Below are 14,938 nucleotides of genomic sequence, written 5' to 3'. Positions count from 1 at the left end.
GCTTTGCGGAATCCCAATGACTCGACGCATCCTCCCACTCCTCCTCGCGATCCTCCTGGCCGGGCCGGTGGCGGCCGGGACCCCGCCGGCCAGCTCGGTCTACCTGGCCCCGGCCGATGCGTTTCCCGACCTGGAGTTCTACGGCCTTCTGGCCCCCACCGACTACGCCAAGCTGGGGCTGGACCGTTCGGAGGGCCCGGTGCGGCTGTCCGAGATCCCCGGGGACGTGCTGGTTCTGGAGTTCTTCAACAAGTCGTGCGTGCCGTGTCAGCGGCAGGTGCGGGAGGTGGAGGCGTTCTACCAGGAGTTGGGGCGGCGGGGCCTGCTGGAGCGGATTCGGCTGCTCGCCATCGCAGCCGGCAACAATCCCAAGTACCTGGGCAGGTACCGGAAGCGCAGGAAGCTCACCTACCCGATCACGGCCGACCCCCAGTTCGACCAGTGGCGCCGCATCGGCGACCCCGGCCGCACCCCCTTCACCCTGTTCCTGGTGCGGCGGGACGGCACCTGGCGCCTGGCCCGGTACTCCTTCGGGGTGCAGTGGAAGCAGGAGCTCCTGGGCCACGCCCTCACCCTGCTGGCCAAACCCGAGGAAGCCCTGGCCAACGCCACCGGGCTGCCGGTGGATCCCACGCCGCTGGTGCTGCCGCTCGATGCGGCCGGGGTGCGGGCGAAGGCCCGGACCCTGATCCAGCGGGCCACGGGCGACCCGTCCGCGGACGTGGCCGTGGTGAAGCTGGGAGACGGAACCTCCGTGTATCAGGCCGTGTCCAAGGGCCGCCGCCTGCCCGTGTTCGCCAAGGTGGCGAGCCGCCGGCCCGTGTGCGAGGTGTGCGAAGCGGTCCACTTCCTGTTCGCGTTCGACCGCGACGGCCGGATCCTGGGGTTCGAGCCGATTCACGTGACCAAGTACGGCAACGAGGAGTGGGACGAGCGCGACTGGCGGTTCTTCGAAAAACGGGTCAAAGGCCGGAACATGGCCTCCCTGCCGTTCGATCCCAAGGTGGACGCCGTGTCCAAGGCCACCATGAGCTCGGCCCTCATTTTCGACGAGATGCGCCGGACCCTGCCCCTGCTGAAGAAGCTGCCGGCCGACGGCGCCGGCGGAGGGGGGTGACAAAAGGCTTTTGCGGGGGCCGGCCCCGTCTTGCCCCGAGGCCCTGTCCGGGGCTATGATTCGGCGTCAAACTCGTTTTCACTCGACCAAACACGAACGAGGTGATCATGGAACGAGCCGACCTGGATTTCGCCCACCTTCCCTTTGCCTACCGCACGACCGACGCCAACATCCGCTACTGGTTCCGGGACGGCGCGTGGACCGAAGGGGAACTCACCTCGGACGAGACCATCACCCTCCACATGGCCTCCACCTGTCTGCACTACGGGCAGGAGATCTTCGAGGGCCTGAAGGTGTTCGAGCGGCCCGACGGCCGGATCCAGACCTTCCGGCTCGGCGAGAACGCGAAACGGTTCCAGCGGTCGGCCCGCAAGCTGCTGATGGAGCCGGTGCCCGAGGATCTGTTCCGGGAGGCCGTGCACCGGGTGGTCCGGGCCAACCGGCGGTTCGTGCCGCCCTACGGGAGCGGGGCGAGCCTGTACGTGCGCCCCCTGCTCCTGGGGGCCAGCGCCGAGGTGGGCGTGAAACCGAGCCGGGAGTACCTGTTCCTGGTGTTCGTGACCCCGGTGGGGCCCTACTACAAGGCCGGGTTCGAGCCGGTGCGGCTGGTGGTGGAGGAGGAGATCGACCGGGCCGCCCCCGGCGGGGTGGGCGACGTGAAGTGCGGCGGGAACTACGCCGCCGGCCTGCGGGCCACCGTGGGCGCCAAGGACAAGGGGTACTCCGAGGTGCTGTACCTGGACGCCCGGGAGAAGAAGTACATCGACGAGTCGGGCTCTTCCAACTTCTACGCCGTCCGCGACAACACGTACATCACCCCCTCCAGCCCCTCCATCCTGCCCAGCATCACCAACATGAGCGTGCGCCAGCTCGCCCGGGACATGGGGCTTGCGGTGGAGCAGCGGCCGGTATCGGTGGACGAGCTCGGCACCTTCGAGGAGGCGGGATGCCTGGGCACCGCCGCGGTGATCACGCCGGTGGAGTCCATCACCTACCGGGGCACGGAGTACGTGTACGGCAAGCGGGGCGAGGCCGGCCCGGTGACCACCGAGCTCTACAAGCGGCTCACGGCCATCCAGTGGGGGGAGGCCGAGGACCCCTACGGGTGGACCGAGATCATTCCGGAAGAGGGATGACCGAAAGGCCCGTCGAGACGATCCAGGGGCCCAACGGGGTGGTGGCTGAGATCCGGGCGGCCCGCCGGCCCTATGGGTTCGAGAACCTGCTGGAGCTGCGGGTGACCCTGCTGGCCAGGGTGCCCGGGGCATCCGCCCCCTTCCGATACGAGCTGAGCCGGCTGGGGGTCACCGAGGACGAGGCGGACCGGGCCGTGGGGCAGATGGTGGAGCGGTGCCGCCGGAACCTGCTGCCCTACCTGTTCCGGCCGGAGTTTCCCGAACGATTTCGGGCCCACCAGGAGCGGAAGGTCCCCAAGGTGATCCCCTTCGGAGCTCCCCGATGATCTGCCGGGCCTGCAACGCCCCCACCGGCCTCGACCGCCCCGGCCGCAGGGACGCCTGCCCCCGGTGCGGGGCCGACCTGCACGCCTGCGTCCAGTGTCGGTTCTACGCCCCCGGGCTCTACAACGACTGCCGGGAACCCCGGGCCGAGCGGGTCCTGGACAAGGACCGGGCCAACTTTTGCGACTGGTTCGAGCCGGCCACCGATCCCACCCCAGGGGAAGAGGACGCAAAGGCCAAGGTGAAGGCCCAGCTCGACGCCCTGTTCCGCAAGAAAAACCCCTCCGGCTGATCCCGCCCAGAAGTGCTGCCGGGGTCTGGACTAGCCCGGGATCGGGCTTGACAGCGCCGGGCTCCGGATCCATCAAAAAACAAGGCTGGTCGGATCCTTTCCACGACCAGCTCTTGAGACCCGCTGGAGCAATCGGCACGTTCCCGTGGGGTGAAGACGTGCGCTTCCCTGCTGCCGGGCCGACCCCCTCGGCGGGGAGGCGGGAAAGGAGGGCGTGATGGTGATCTGTGCGCGATGCGGGCGGGAGGTGAGCCCGGAGGATGCGGTGCGGCAGGGCTCCCGGGTGCTGTGCGAGGACTGCCTGATGGACGAGATGAGGCCAGCCAAGGCCTGCGACCCCTGGGCCGTGCGCCATGCCCGGAGTTCGATGGGATCCGGGGCCGAGGCGGTCCGGGCCCTCCGGGGGCTCGAGAAGAGGCTCTACGATCTGGTGCAGGAGCGCGGTGCGGTGCAGAAGGACGATGCACCGAAGCTTTTGGGGGCCGGGGAGCGGGAGGTGGACCGGGCCTTCGCCACCCTCCGGCACATGGAGCTCCTGCGGGCGGAGCGGGCATCCGACGGCTCCGTCTTGTACGTACCCTTTCGATCCCGGCCGGGGGGCCACACCGCTGCTTGCTGAAAGGGCGGAGAGCCAAAGGCACTCGTTCCCCCGGTCCAGGGCCCCTGCCTCCCGCACCGACAAGACGCGCTTGTTTCGCCGCCGGATCGATGACCCTTGACCAACCCGTCCCGGGGTCCCAGGCTGCAGGATGGGTTCACCCCCCCTTTTCTTCCTCCTCCTTCACGACGCATCGCACCCCCTCGCCCTTCCACCCCGGCCCAAAGCACCCGTTGCAGCTCACGCACCGAGCCGGCGCCCGGTCGCCCGAGGCCCAGCGGGCGGGCAGGTCCGGCTCCCAGATCAGGGGCCGGGACAGGCTGAACAGGTCGGCCGTGCCCTCGATCAGGATGTCCTCCAGGGTCTCGATGCGCCGCAGCCCGCCCACGGTGGCCACGGCACACCCCACCCTCCGTTTCACCGCGGCGGCCAGGTGGCGCAGGTACGCCTCGCCCTCCCCCGGCCTGACGCCGGCCCGGGCCGGACCCCGGTCGCCCGAGGCGGGGGTGCCGCCGCTCACCTCGACGAACGCCACGCCCCGCTGGGCCAGCCACTCGGCCACCTGCACGGCCTCGTCCTCCTCCAGACCCTGGGGTACGAAGTCGCATCCGTTCAGCTTGACGGCCACGGGGAAGTCCGGCCCGGCCGTGGCCTGCACCGCGGCCATCACCTCGGCCAGGAACCGGAACCGGTTCCGCAGCGTGCCCCCGTAGGCGTCGGCGCGCTGGTTGGTGCCCGGCGACAGGAACTGGTTGATCAGGTACCCGTGGGCCGCGTGGAGCTGGACGAAGTCGAACCCGGCCTCGCGCATCCGGCGGGCGGCCCGGCCGAAGTCGGCCACCACCCGGGCGATCTGCTCGGCCGACATCTCCCGGGGCATCTCGGGGAACTGGGGATGGTCCACGAACGAGGGCGCGACGGGAGCGAGCCCCCCGGTCCAGGCGGACCGGGTCTGGCCCCCGGCGTGTACGAGCTGCACCCCGGCCAGGGCGCCGCCCTCCCGGATCGCCCGGGCGAGCCGGGCCAGCCCCTCCACGTGGCCGTCGTCCCAGGCGCCCAGCATCCGGGGGGCCTGGCGTCCCTCGGGGCTCACCGCGGCATACCCGGTGATCACCACCCCGGCGCCCCCTTGACCGAGCTCTCGGTACCGCTCCACCTGCTCGTCGGTGACCCTGCCCCCTGGGTCGGCCAGCCCCAGCCAGGTGGCCGAGCGGACGACGCGGTTCCGGGCCTTCAGGGGCCCGATCGAAACGGGTTCGAACACGGCGTACATGGGTCAACTCCTGGATTCGGGGTTGTGGGCCTCACACCGCTCCCCTTCGGTGAGCACCAGCCCCTGGTACTCGGCGATGTGGTGGCAGAACTCGCAGACCGCCTCCGCGGTTTCGGACAGCGTCACGCCGGTGCGGGCCATGAACCGGATCCCCTCGTCGGCGCGAAGCCCCACCACCTCGGCCAGGTGGAACCGGCGCACCCGGAACCCCAGAGCCCGGGCCGCGGCCTCCAGGTGGTCGAACCGGATCGTGTACTCGTCGTGGTCCTTGAGGGGGACTCGTCGGGGGTACCCGTCTCCCGCGTCCAGGGGCAGGAACCGGTACCGCTCGGGCAGGCGCACGTCGGAGCTGTGCTCGGTCAGGAACACGGCCCGGGCCTTGCCCGCGAGGGCCTCCAGGAGCTCCACCGCGCCCAGGTTGAACGCGAACACCTCGGGGGCGTCCGATAGATCGATGCCGTACCGGGCCACCCGGTCTGCCACCCGGCGGGTGAGGGGATCGGCCTCTCCCCCCCGGGCGGCGACCCGCACCTCGTCCCTGCGCAGGTCGGTCACCGTGGGCAGATCGCCCACGATCTCGTTGGCCACGACCAGATCCACCGGCCCCCGGACCTTCCGGAAAAACGACAAGGCGTCGGCCTCCACGAGCCGCACCGCGTCCCCCAGCCGCCGGCGCTGCTCGGCCAGGAACCGGGGGCTCAGGTCCACCATGGTGATCCGCCCGGGGGGCCAGGCCTTCCGCAGGCCGACCATCAGGGTGCCGTACCCGCCTCCCACCTCCACCACGTGGCCGGGCGGTTCCGGCCCCAGGACCTGCCGCAGGTACCGGGCCACCAGGGCGCCGTAGGGCTGCCGCTCCTCCAGGGCGGCCGCGTAGGGGCCGGCCGGATCGGCCAGGCTCTGGCACACGGTGAGCTCCCAGAACAGGCTCGGGGCCTCTCCCCGGTAGAAGCCTTCGGTGCGGTTCCACGCCGGCTCGGGCACGGGCTCCTCGGTAACTTCGGTCTTCCGGTCGACGGTCGTCGGTCGTCGGTCACTCGTCACCCGTCACTCGTCACGTCCCTCCCCGTTGCCCGGCCCTGCAAGGGCCTGATGGGGCTTCCCGGATGCTACCCGCGGTCCAGCCCCCTGGCAACCAGGCCCTTGACTCCGGAGCCGTGCTCGGGCATTTTTGGGTTCGTTCTATATCCATAACCTTGTTTTCTATACAGAACATGCCATGGGCCCTCCTTCCTCCTCCTACACGCGCCGCGTGCCCGCCGTGGACCAGGCGGTCCGCGTGATGCTCTGCCTGGCCCAGCACCCCGGCCTGCCCCTGACCGAGCTGTGCAAGCGGGTGGGCATCCACAAGAGCAAGGGATTGGCCATCCTGAACACGCTGGCGGCCCACGGCCTGGTTCTCCGGAACGACTCGTCCAAGACCTACACCCTGGGCCCGGGTCTGTTGCCCCTGTCGCGAAGCGTGCTCGACCACTCCGAGCTGCGCGCGGTGGCCGGCCCGTACCTGGAGCCGCTGGCCCGGGCCACCGGGGGGTCGGCGTTCCTGGGGCTGCGGGCGGCCGAGCGGGTGTTCGTGGTGGCCAAGGCCGAGGCGCCCGCCGGCATCGGGGTGACGATCCGGGTGGGCCACGGGTACCCCCTGACCTGGGGCGCCCACGGCAAGGTGCTGACGGCGTTCGCGCCGCCCGAGGAGCGCTCGCGGATCCTCGAGCTCCCCGTGCTCCACTTCCACGGCGCCCAGGCCCGGGACGAGGTGGACCGGCCGGCGCTGGAGGCGGAGCTCGACGAGTGCTGCCGCAAGGGCTTCGCGGTGGATCCAGGGCGGGTGCATCCCGGGGTCTCGGCCGTGGCGGCCCCGGTATTCGGGGCGGGTGAGACCCCGATCGGGTGCGTGATCGTGGTGGGCACGTTTCCACCCGAGAGCGCCGAGGCCCACGGCCCCCGCGTGGCCGAGACCGCCCGGGAGGTGAGCCGGGTGCTGGGCCCCACCCTGGAGCGGGTGTATGGGGCGGGGCAGAGACTAGAGACTAGAAACTAGAAACTAGAGACTGGGGGTTGGGGGTTCTGTGGGTCGGTCGGTCTTTCGCTTTCCAGCCTTCTAGCGTTCCAGCTTTCTAGCCTTTGAGCCTTCCAGCGACTAGGAGGTACGCCATGCGTGGGTCGGAGCCCCATTCGGTGCAACGGGAGATGGAGGTGTACGGGTACGACCGGGTGGTGCGCACCCACTGCCGCATGTGCCACGGCGGGTGCGGGGTCCTGGTCTACTGCAAGGGGGAACGGGCCGAGAAGATCGTGGGCGATCCGGACTGCCCCATCAGCCGGGGCGCCGTCTGCAGCAAGGGGATCGCCTCGATCCAGCTCGCCTACCATCCGGACCGGCTCACCCACCCGGTGCGGCGGGTGGGGCCCAAGGGCGGCGGCCGGTGGGAGCGGATCTCCTGGGACGAGGCGCTCGACACCATCGCCGAGCGGATGCTCCGGCACAAGGAGCGCCACGGCGCCGAGTCGGTGGTGCTGGGCTACGGCACGGGCCGGGAGAACGAGGCGGTGATCTACCGGTTCGCCAACACCTTCGGCACCCCCAACGTGCTCACGGCCGGCCACTTCTGCTACGGACCGCGCATCGCCACGGGGTTGATCACCTGCGGCGGGGTGCCCGTGGTGGACTACGAGAACCGGCCCCGGTGCCTGGTGCTCTGGGGCAACAACATCGTCATCTCGAACCCCGACGAGTACAAGGGCGAGTCGTTCTCCCGGGCCCTGGACGCGGGAGCCCGGCTGATCGTGGTGGACCCCCGCCTCACCCGGGCCGCGGCCCGGGCCGACCTGTGGCTGCGGCTGCGGCCGGGCACGGACGCCGCCCTGGCCCTGGGCATGGCCCGGGTGATCGTGGACGAGGCGCTGTACGATCGGGAGTTCGTGGAGAACCACGTGCACGGGTGGAAGCCGTTCGTGGAGCGGCTGCGCGAGTACCCGGTGGACCGGGTGGAGCGGATCACCGGGGTGCCCCGGGAGCAGATCGCGGAGGCGGCCCGCCTGTTCGCCACCACCAAGCCCGCGGCCATCCAGTGGGGGGTGGCGATCGAGCAGCAGAACACCTGCGCCGACAACAACCGGGCCCTCATGGCCCTGATGGCCATCACCGGCAACATCGACGTGCCCGGAGGGCAGGTGCTGTTCCGTCCGCCGCCCGTGCGGCCGGTGAGCGAGTTCTCGGCCCACCGGATGCTGCCCCCCGAGCAGAGGGCCAAGCGCCTGGGCGGCGACCGGTTCCGGCTGGCCCACCACTTCGCCATCATCAACCCCAAGGCGGTGTGGGACGCCGTGCTCACCGAACGGCCCTACCCCGTGAAGATGCTGTTCTTCATCAGCTCCAACCCCCTCCTGACCCGGGCCAACGCCGACGAGGTGCGCCGGGCCCTGGAGGCGGTGGAGTTCATGGCCGTGGCCGACTTCTTCCTCACCCCCACGGCCGAGTTGGCCGACATCGTGCTGCCGGCGGCCACCTGGCTCGAGATGGACTACATCGGCGACTACTGGAAGCGCCACGGGTACCTGGTGGCCCGGCGCAAGGCCATCCAGGTGGGCGAGTGCCGCTCGGACCACGAGATGCTCAACGACCTGGCCCACCGGGTGGGGCTGGGGGAGCACTGGTGGGGCTCGTTCGAGCAGGCCTTGGACCACATCCTGGAGCCCATGGGCGTGACGTTCCAGGAGTTCCTGCGCATGGGGCACGTTCGCGGGGAGGTGCGCTACCGCAAGTACCGGAGCGGCGGGTTCTCCACCCCCACCCGGAAGTTCGAGCTCTACTCCACCCTGCTCGAGAAGTGGGGCTACGACCCCCTGCCCCGGTACCGGGAGCCGCCAGAGAGCCCGGTGAGCGCGCCGGACCGGGCCCGGGAGTACCCCTACGTGCTGATCACCGGGGCCCGGCTGCCGGGGTTCTTCCACACCGAGAACCGGCAACTGCCCGGCATGAGGGAACTTCACCCTCACCCCCAGGTGGAGATCCACCCCGACACCGCCGCCAGGGAGGGGATCCGGGAGGGGGACTGGGTGGTGATCGAGTCCCCCCGGGGCCGGTGCCGGCAGCGGGCCAAGCTCACCGAGGCGGTGCCCCCGGACGTGGTGGCGGCCCAGCACGGGTGGTGGTTCCCGGAGCGGCCCGAGCCCGACCACGGGTGGGCCGAGGCCAACGTGAACCGGCTCACCGACAACGACTACGAGGCCTGCGACCCCGCCATGGGGGCCACGCCCGTGCGCACCCTGCTGTGCCGCATCGCCCCGGCCCGGGCGGAGGAAGGAGGGCGGCCGTGAACCGGTTTCGGCTGGCGGTGGACCAGGAGCGATGCTGGGGCTGCAAGGCGTGCGAGGCCGCGTGCAAACAGGAGAACCCGGCCCCGTTCGGGGTGAAGCGAATCCGGGTGCTCGAGGAGGGCCCCCGTCGGGTCGGCGACCGGTGGGAGTTCCGGTTCACGGTGGCGCGCTGCCTCCACTGCGACGACCCGGCGTGCGCGGCGGCCTGCCCGGAGGGCGCGATCGCGCAGCGGTCCGACGGGGTCGTGGTCCTGGACGAGGAGCGCTGCACCGGGTGTCGGGCCTGCGAGGAGGCCTGCCCCTACGAGGCGGTGGACTTCGACCCCCACCGGAACGTGGCCGTCAAGTGCAACCTGTGCCACCACCGGCTGGACGCGGGCCTTGAGCCGGCCTGCGCCGGCAGCGTGTGCCTGGCCCGGTGCATCCGGCTGGAAGGGCCCGGGGTCCCTCCCGACCGCTGAGGCGGCGACGAAGCAGGCACGCCCCCGTCCGCAGGCGACCCCGGTGCGGTCAGGACGCATCCCCCCGCCGGATCCGTTCCATATGCAGGGAAAATACCTGCGGGTTCATGCTTCTCATTTTCCGGCGCACCGTCGCGCACAAATCCACGCCCACGGACGCACTCCGCTCCGAGATCGCGAGCCCCTGAAAAAACGCCTCAGGGTGCCGACCCTCCCGGCACAGGCGGAAAAAACGCTCGCCGCGGGCCTGGATCTCCTGGGGCGTGAGGCGGGCATACCGAGGAAACACCCCTTCCTCGTAGGCACCCACGGCCCACCAGGAACCGCTCCACACCGCCTCGGTCCGCAGCTCGTCCCGGGCCCGGACGACAAGGGGATCTGCCAGGGGCCATCCGTCCTCGCAGGGCAACAGACCGAACCCCTCCCGATAGGCGGCCCGGGCGGCCGGCGCGCTGCCCTGAAGGGTCAGCGCATCCCCCAGGGCCAGCCAGGCGAGACCCGCCCCTGGGTCGCCGCGAACCGCCCCTTCCAACGCCACCCGAGCCTCGTCCACCCTCCCGGTCCAAAGGCCGAACACCCCCCACGGAAGCCCCTGGCCGAGGGGCTCCGACAACGGGATTCCGGCCGCTCGTGCCGACCGCAGAAAGAGAGAAGCCACGGTGCGCGCCACACGACGACGCAGATCCGGTTTCTCCCGGAGGAACGCATCCGGCACGCGTCCCTCGAGAAGCGTTCTGCACACCTGCAGGGCATCCGCGCCGCGCCGGGGCACCTCCAAAGGCGGCACCGCATCCCGCAGCCACCGGGCCGCCCGTCTGACCGGCTCGGGGTCCGGCCCCCTCGGAAAGACCCGGGCATGGGCGTCCAGAGCCTGCTCCACCCCTTCCCAATCCAGGCGGCCCAGCCGCTCCACCGCCGTGATGTAGTACCTGGGAGCGTCTCGGAACAAATCGAGCTGATCCACGGGAATCTCCCCCGCTCGCGATGCCGTCCGAACGATAGCGCCATGCTATCGTCCTGTCTTCCCAGGGCTCAACCCTTCCGGTCCTCCTCCCGCTTGCGCATCTTCCTGCTCCCCGCTAACATGTCGAAACGACTCCTGGATATCCCGTGAGGATCCGATGTCCATCGCCCTCGACGTCTATCAGGCCTTCAAGGACGACGGCGAGCACAAGGCCAGGGTATTGGCCGAGGCCTTCGACCGTTTGGAGCGCCGGATCCCCGGCAACGTGGCCACCTCGGACCAACTGGAGACCACCAAACTCGCGCTCCAGAAGGAGATCGAACAACTCCGGGCGGATCTGACCGAGAGGATCGAGCACGCCCGCATCGAGCACACGGAACGCGTTGAACAACTGCGCGCCGACCTCTCCGAGAGAATCGAGCACATCCGGGCCGAACTCTCAGAGAAGATCGAGCAGAACCGTGCTGAATTCTCCGAGAAGATCGAGCGAAACCGCCTCGAGATCCAAAAGGTTCGGGCCGAGCTCTCCGAAAGGATCGAGCACATCCGTGCAGAACTCTCCGAGAAAATCGATCAAAACCGCCTCGAGATCCAGAAGGTCCGGGCCGAGCTGGTTGAGAAGATCGAACGAAACCGCGTGGAGATCGAAAGGGTCCGCACGGACCTGAGCGAGCGCATCGAGAACGTTCGCTGGTCCACCATCCGTTGGGTCACGGGGCTTCTCGTGGCCCAGGCCGCCGTCATCGTAAGCCTCATCAAGCTGCTGCCGTAAAATGCCGTGACGGGTGGCAACTTCGGTGACGAGTGACCCGTGACGGGTGATGGGCGTCAAACCTCACGGATCAGCCGGCACCGGTCACCCATGCCGAAGCCGGGTCCCTCTTGGGCCCCCCCCCTCTTTACCCCCTGGGGAGATTTCGGCCCCGGGGGAGGTGCAGATATACCCCCCAAGTACGAGCCCCCGGGAGAGGGCTTTCCCTTCTTTCCCCATCCCTGTGCCCTCCCCCCGCTACGCGCCCCCTGGCACGGATCTTGATTTCCACCCAAGTCGACTGAGTCATCCACGCGGTTGCATGGAGGCAGAGGTAAAGTCTTTTTCTACATATACCGATCAAAATATGGCAGGACGGCCACCTCCCAGAATAGACTACCCACAGGGACGAGGGGCGCATTCGCCGTTTGTCCCCGTTGAGAAACGAACTCAGCCTTGGACCGTGCGAGCACCGGCCCAGGGGAACTTGCCCCCCAAGGAAACCCATTGGGGCAGATTGGTTGGAGCACCTGGGGCCAGTACGATGGACATGGCGGCGGGAACAAACGGCGAATATACCCGTTTGCCTGCGACTCTTCTTTCCAAGTTAGTCTGAGGGAATGCCATGAACTCGCACCCCATCAAAAGGCTATTAATAGAACTCGGCATCAGCGGCAAGGACAGCTTTCGGGATCTCTTCCCCACCGTGCGTGACAGAGATGACATTTCCGTACAGAAGTGCATACAATCTGGGGCAATAGTACTATCTAGGGCAGATCATATCAACGAAGTCCATTATTTAAACAAAAACGATTTTGAATATTGGGGCACAAACAGCAGGCGACTCGCAGTCTCGGCGACATACGAGGACACGGAAACCAGATTCCATAAATTCCGAAGCATCATTTCTGGGAAAACCTGGTTGGATATTGGGGCTGGTGCCGGAGGGGTTTTAGACCGATTTTCTCCTTTGGCCTCAGAAACCGTCGCCATCGAACCTCAACGCCCTGCAATGACAGCATTACGAGCCGCAGGGTACGAAGTCTACTCATCTTTAAGCGAAATCCCAGCACAGAAACGATTCGACGTGGTCACCCTTTTCCACGTCTTCGAACACATCAACAACCCGATACACTTCCTTAAAAACATAAAAAAACACATGAACACTGGAGGACACTTAATCATTGAGGTTCCACACGCCAACGATATCCTTATATCTTTTTTTGATTTGGAGGACTTCAAAAAATTTACCTTCTGGAGCGAGCACCTGATATTGCACACACGCACCAGTCTTTATAGATTCATTGAGGCGGCCGGTTTTTCCTCCATAGTAATAGAGGGTCATCAACGCTACCCATTAGCAAACCACTTGCACTGGCTCGCAAAGGGGGGGCCGGGGGGACACGCCACTTGGCATTTTATGCGAGACACGATGTTAGATTCTGCGTATGCAAACTTGCTTGCACGACTTGACAAGACCGACTCTCTTATTGCCACGGCGACGAACTCATGACCTACACGCATAAAGGAATAGGAGGTCAAAAATGATCAAACCAATCATTATAGCTGAAGTGGGTTGCAACCACATGGGCGACATCGAGATAGCAAAAAAGATGATCAAGACCGCTGCGAATTTTTGTGAAGCGGATGCCGTAAAATTCCAGAAACGATGCGTGAAGGAACTATTGACAGCTCAACAATACATGGCTCCGCATCCGGTGCCACACAACTCATACGGAAAAACTTACGGGGAGCACCGGGAGTTTCTGGAATTCAATATTGATCAACACATGGAACTCTATGAGACTTGCCTAGCCGAGGGCATCGAATACTCGTGCTCTGCATGGGAATTGACCTCGGCAAAGGAAATTGCCGGCTTGAAACCAAAGTGGATAAAGATCCCATCCGCATCAAATACGGATTTCCGCATGCTGAGCTGGCTTATTGACAATTTTGACGGACAAATCCATATCTCTTTAGGTATGACTACCAGAAAAGAGGAGGAGTTTATTGTAAATCTATTTGACAAGGCAGGGAGGCTGAAAGATGTTGTGCTCTACGCCTGCACTTCAGGATATCCAGTCGATTTTGAAGACGTTTGCCTACTGGAAATCAAAAGACTAAAAGACACCTATGGATCTTCGGTACATGCGATCGGCTTCTCTGGTCACCACCTTGGGATTGCCGCAGACGTCGCGGGTCTGGCAGTGGGAGCCGAGTTCTTCGAGCGCCACTTTACATTGAACAGAACCTGGAAAGGCACCGACCATGCGGCTAGTCTGGAACCTGACGGGTTACGTCGGCTCGCTCGAGACCTCAGAAATGTGTCCAAGGCCCTGGCGTACAAGAGAGAAGAGATTCTACCCGTCGAGTGGGTCCAGCGGAGAAAGCTCAAAACACGAGAACTCTTGGACGAAGCCGCAGCACAAGCCGAACCGGAGGCGGTGAACCTATGAGTTTGCAACCTCCCTTGGGTTCCCAGGTGCCGAGAGCGATCGCCCTAGTTCCACTCCGAGGAGGTTCGAAGGGGATCCCCGGCAAGAACATCAAACCGATCGCGGGTCGGCCGCTCTGTGCGTGGGTACTCGAAGCCGCCCATGCGGCCGGGATCTTTGCCGAGGTGGTCGTCTCGACGGATTCGGAGGAAATCGCCTCCGTCGTGGCCCAACACTCGCCGGACACCCGTATTCTGCGGCGCCCTGCCGAGTTGGCCACTGACACGGCCAGCACGGAGGCCGTTATGCTCCATGCAGCCGACCATTTCGAATTCAGCCACCTTGCAACGATCCAGGCGACGAGCCCGCTTACGACAGGCAAGGATCTGGCCAACGCATTTCGCCGGATGGTGGACGGAAACTATGATTCCGTTGTGACGGGCGTCCGAGTGAGGCGGTTTTTCTGGACTTCGGATGGCACCCCGCTGAACTACAACCCCGCAAACCGCCCCATGCGGCAACAATTTCGGGGCACGGTCATGGAAAACGGGGCTTTCTATTATACCCGACGGGAGTTGCTCCTTTCGGAACGTTGCCGCTTGGGCGGCAAGATCCTCGTTTTCGAAATGCCGCCGGAAACTGCCGTGGAGTTGGACGAACCAGAGGATTGGGCCAAAGTGGAAAGCCTACTCCGGCGGAAGATACTTCCGGCGCGCATCGGCCGCGTGGGCCTACTGGTCGTCGACGTGGACGGTACGCTCACCGACGCCGGCATGTATTGGAGCGCCCAGGGGGACACGCTGAAAAAGTTCAACACGAGAGATGCCATGGGGCTCGAGCGCGTTCGCCGAAGCGGAATCGAAGTAGCCATTATCACCTCGGAAAAGAGCCCTATTGTGGCTGCGAGGGCACGGAAACTGGGTATCACGCGATGCCACTTGGGCATACGGGAGAAGCTCCCGGTGTTAGAATCACTAGCGGCGGAACTCGGCCTATCGCTGGAAGAAGTTGCGTACATCGGAGACGACCTGAACGACCTGCCCTGTTTGGAACGGGTTGGATTCGGCGCCTGCCCTGCCGACGCCGTTTCTGACGTCCGTGCGACGGTGGACTACGTTTCGACATTCCCCGGGGGGGCGGGCGCCGTGCGGGATGTCTGCGATACATTGATCGAAGCGCGCGAAAATCGGGTAGAAAGAATGAACATCCGAGCGCTTCCGTGACGCACCATTTCCAACCACACCCCCAGATGGAACTCCAACGGCGGTGA

15 protein-coding genes are annotated in these 14,938 nt (G+C 66.3%); 12 read left to right on the top strand and 3 right to left on the bottom strand.

What is annotated here, in order from left to right; all coding sequences use genetic code 11:
* Positions 1–16: 16 nt before the first annotated feature.
* The 5 genes from DEFCA_RS0101190 to DEFCA_RS0101170 all read left to right on the top strand — a co-directional run bounded on the left by DEFCA_RS0101190 (position 17) and on the right by DEFCA_RS0101170 (position 3,488).
* The gene (locus tag DEFCA_RS0101190; RefSeq protein WP_025321225.1) at positions 17–1,117 is read left to right on the top strand and encodes a TlpA family protein disulfide reductase; all 1,101 of its coding nucleotides are present in this window, start codon (positions 17–19) and stop codon (positions 1,115–1,117) included.
* A gap of 101 nt (positions 1,118–1,218) precedes the next feature.
* A complete protein-coding gene (locus DEFCA_RS0101185; RefSeq protein WP_281173724.1) occupies positions 1,219–2,253 on the top strand; it encodes a branched-chain amino acid aminotransferase in 1,035 nt (344 codons plus the stop codon).
* Positions 2,250–2,579: a hypothetical protein gene (locus tag DEFCA_RS0101180; RefSeq protein WP_025321223.1), complete on the top strand. Its 330-nt coding sequence runs from the start codon at positions 2,250–2,252 to the stop codon at positions 2,577–2,579. Before DEFCA_RS0101185 ends, DEFCA_RS0101180 begins: the two co-directional genes overlap by 4 nt.
* Positions 2,576–2,869 (top strand): hypothetical protein, encoded by a 294-nt coding sequence (locus tag DEFCA_RS0101175; protein ID WP_025321222.1) that lies wholly within the window; start codon positions 2,576–2,578, stop codon positions 2,867–2,869. The genes DEFCA_RS0101180 and DEFCA_RS0101175 overlap by 4 nt, the downstream gene beginning before the upstream one ends.
* A gap of 217 nt (positions 2,870–3,086) precedes the next feature.
* The gene (locus DEFCA_RS0101170; protein WP_025321221.1) at positions 3,087–3,488 is read left to right on the top strand and encodes a hypothetical protein; all 402 of its coding nucleotides are present in this window, start codon (positions 3,087–3,089) and stop codon (positions 3,486–3,488) included.
* 136 nt (positions 3,489–3,624) lie between these two features.
* Here the strand turns inward: DEFCA_RS0101170 and DEFCA_RS0101165 are convergent, their stop codons facing one another.
* Together DEFCA_RS0101165 and DEFCA_RS0101160 are read right to left on the bottom strand one after the other, a co-directional pair.
* Complete coding sequence (locus DEFCA_RS0101165; protein WP_025321220.1) at positions 3,625–4,740, bottom strand: oxidoreductase; 1,116 nt, start codon at positions 4,738–4,740, stop codon at positions 3,625–3,627.
* Between the two features lie 3 nt (positions 4,741–4,743).
* Positions 4,744–5,784, bottom strand: a complete 1,041-nt coding sequence (locus DEFCA_RS0101160) for a methyltransferase (protein WP_169709395.1) — start codon at positions 5,782–5,784, stop codon at positions 4,744–4,746.
* Between the two features lie 175 nt (positions 5,785–5,959).
* On the opposite strand from DEFCA_RS0101160, the gene DEFCA_RS0101155 reads away from it, so the two are divergent.
* The 3 genes from DEFCA_RS0101155 (at position 5,960) to DEFCA_RS0101145 (ending at position 9,518) form a co-directional block, all read left to right on the top strand.
* On the top strand, positions 5,960–6,778 hold the full coding sequence (locus DEFCA_RS0101155; protein WP_025321218.1) for an IclR family transcriptional regulator: 819 nt from the start codon (positions 5,960–5,962) through the stop codon (positions 6,776–6,778).
* Positions 6,779–6,891: 113 nt separating this feature from the next.
* Complete coding sequence (locus DEFCA_RS0101150; RefSeq protein ID WP_025321217.1) at positions 6,892–9,057, top strand: molybdopterin-containing oxidoreductase family protein; 2,166 nt, start codon at positions 6,892–6,894, stop codon at positions 9,055–9,057.
* Entirely contained in the window at positions 9,054–9,518 is a 465-nt protein-coding gene (locus tag DEFCA_RS0101145) for a 4Fe-4S dicluster domain-containing protein (RefSeq protein WP_025321216.1), read from the top strand. Before DEFCA_RS0101150 ends, DEFCA_RS0101145 begins: the two co-directional genes overlap by 4 nt.
* A 49-nt stretch (positions 9,519–9,567) precedes the next feature.
* Here the strand turns inward: DEFCA_RS0101145 and DEFCA_RS0101140 are convergent, their stop codons facing one another.
* The gene (locus tag DEFCA_RS0101140; protein ID WP_025321215.1) at positions 9,568–10,482 is read right to left on the bottom strand and encodes a tetratricopeptide repeat protein; all 915 of its coding nucleotides are present in this window, start codon (positions 10,480–10,482) and stop codon (positions 9,568–9,570) included.
* Between the two features lie 157 nt (positions 10,483–10,639).
* Here DEFCA_RS0101140 and DEFCA_RS20105 point away from each other — a divergent pair, with 157 nt between their 5' ends.
* From DEFCA_RS20105 to DEFCA_RS0101130, 4 genes are all read left to right on the top strand, one after another.
* Positions 10,640–11,254: a coiled-coil domain-containing protein gene (locus DEFCA_RS20105; protein ID WP_025321214.1), complete on the top strand. Its 615-nt coding sequence runs from the start codon at positions 10,640–10,642 to the stop codon at positions 11,252–11,254.
* A 604-nt stretch (positions 11,255–11,858) separates the two neighbouring features.
* Complete coding sequence (locus DEFCA_RS21190; protein ID WP_084318601.1) at positions 11,859–12,746, top strand: class I SAM-dependent methyltransferase; 888 nt, start codon at positions 11,859–11,861, stop codon at positions 12,744–12,746.
* Positions 12,747–12,777: 31 nt separating this feature from the next.
* On the top strand, positions 12,778–13,689 hold the full coding sequence (locus tag DEFCA_RS21185) for an N-acetylneuraminate synthase family protein (RefSeq protein WP_084318599.1): 912 nt from the start codon (positions 12,778–12,780) through the stop codon (positions 13,687–13,689).
* Positions 13,686–14,891: an N-acylneuraminate cytidylyltransferase gene (locus DEFCA_RS0101130; protein ID WP_084318597.1), complete on the top strand. Its 1,206-nt coding sequence runs from the start codon at positions 13,686–13,688 to the stop codon at positions 14,889–14,891. Before DEFCA_RS21185 ends, DEFCA_RS0101130 begins: the two co-directional genes overlap by 4 nt.
* Positions 14,892–14,938: the final 47 nt, after the last annotated feature.

It is taken from the genome of Deferrisoma camini S3R1 (assembly GCF_000526155.1).
In the GTDB taxonomy this organism is placed as follows: domain Bacteria; phylum Desulfobacterota; class Deferrisomatia; order Deferrisomatales; family Deferrisomataceae; genus Deferrisoma; species Deferrisoma camini.
Note: the sequence above shows the minus strand (reverse complement) of the source record. Positions and strands in the feature narration are given on the sequence as shown.

Excerpts from the sequence above, each read along its gene's own strand:
- DEFCA_RS0101190 (WP_025321225.1), top strand. The coding sequence starts at position 17 with ATGACTCGACGCATCCTCCCACTCCTCCTCGCGATCCTCCTGGCCGGG.
- DEFCA_RS0101180 (WP_025321223.1), top strand. The coding sequence starts at position 2,250 with ATGACCGAAAGGCCCGTCGAGACGATCCAGGGGCCCAACGGGGTGGTG.
- DEFCA_RS0101175 (WP_025321222.1), top strand. The coding sequence starts at position 2,576 with ATGATCTGCCGGGCCTGCAACGCCCCCACCGGCCTCGACCGCCCCGGC.
- DEFCA_RS0101170 (WP_025321221.1), top strand. The coding sequence starts at position 3,087 with ATGGTGATCTGTGCGCGATGCGGGCGGGAGGTGAGCCCGGAGGATGCG.
- DEFCA_RS0101165 (WP_025321220.1), bottom strand. The coding sequence starts at position 4,740 with ATGTACGCCGTGTTCGAACCCGTTTCGATCGGGCCCCTGAAGGCCCGG.
- DEFCA_RS0101155 (WP_025321218.1), top strand. The coding sequence starts at position 5,960 with ATGGGCCCTCCTTCCTCCTCCTACACGCGCCGCGTGCCCGCCGTGGAC.
- DEFCA_RS0101150 (WP_025321217.1), top strand. The coding sequence starts at position 6,892 with ATGCGTGGGTCGGAGCCCCATTCGGTGCAACGGGAGATGGAGGTGTAC.
- DEFCA_RS20105 (WP_025321214.1), top strand. The coding sequence starts at position 10,640 with ATGTCCATCGCCCTCGACGTCTATCAGGCCTTCAAGGACGACGGCGAG.
- DEFCA_RS21190 (WP_084318601.1), top strand. The coding sequence starts at position 11,859 with ATGAACTCGCACCCCATCAAAAGGCTATTAATAGAACTCGGCATCAGC.
- DEFCA_RS21185 (WP_084318599.1), top strand. The coding sequence starts at position 12,778 with ATGATCAAACCAATCATTATAGCTGAAGTGGGTTGCAACCACATGGGC.
- DEFCA_RS0101130 (WP_084318597.1), top strand. The coding sequence starts at position 13,686 with ATGAGTTTGCAACCTCCCTTGGGTTCCCAGGTGCCGAGAGCGATCGCC.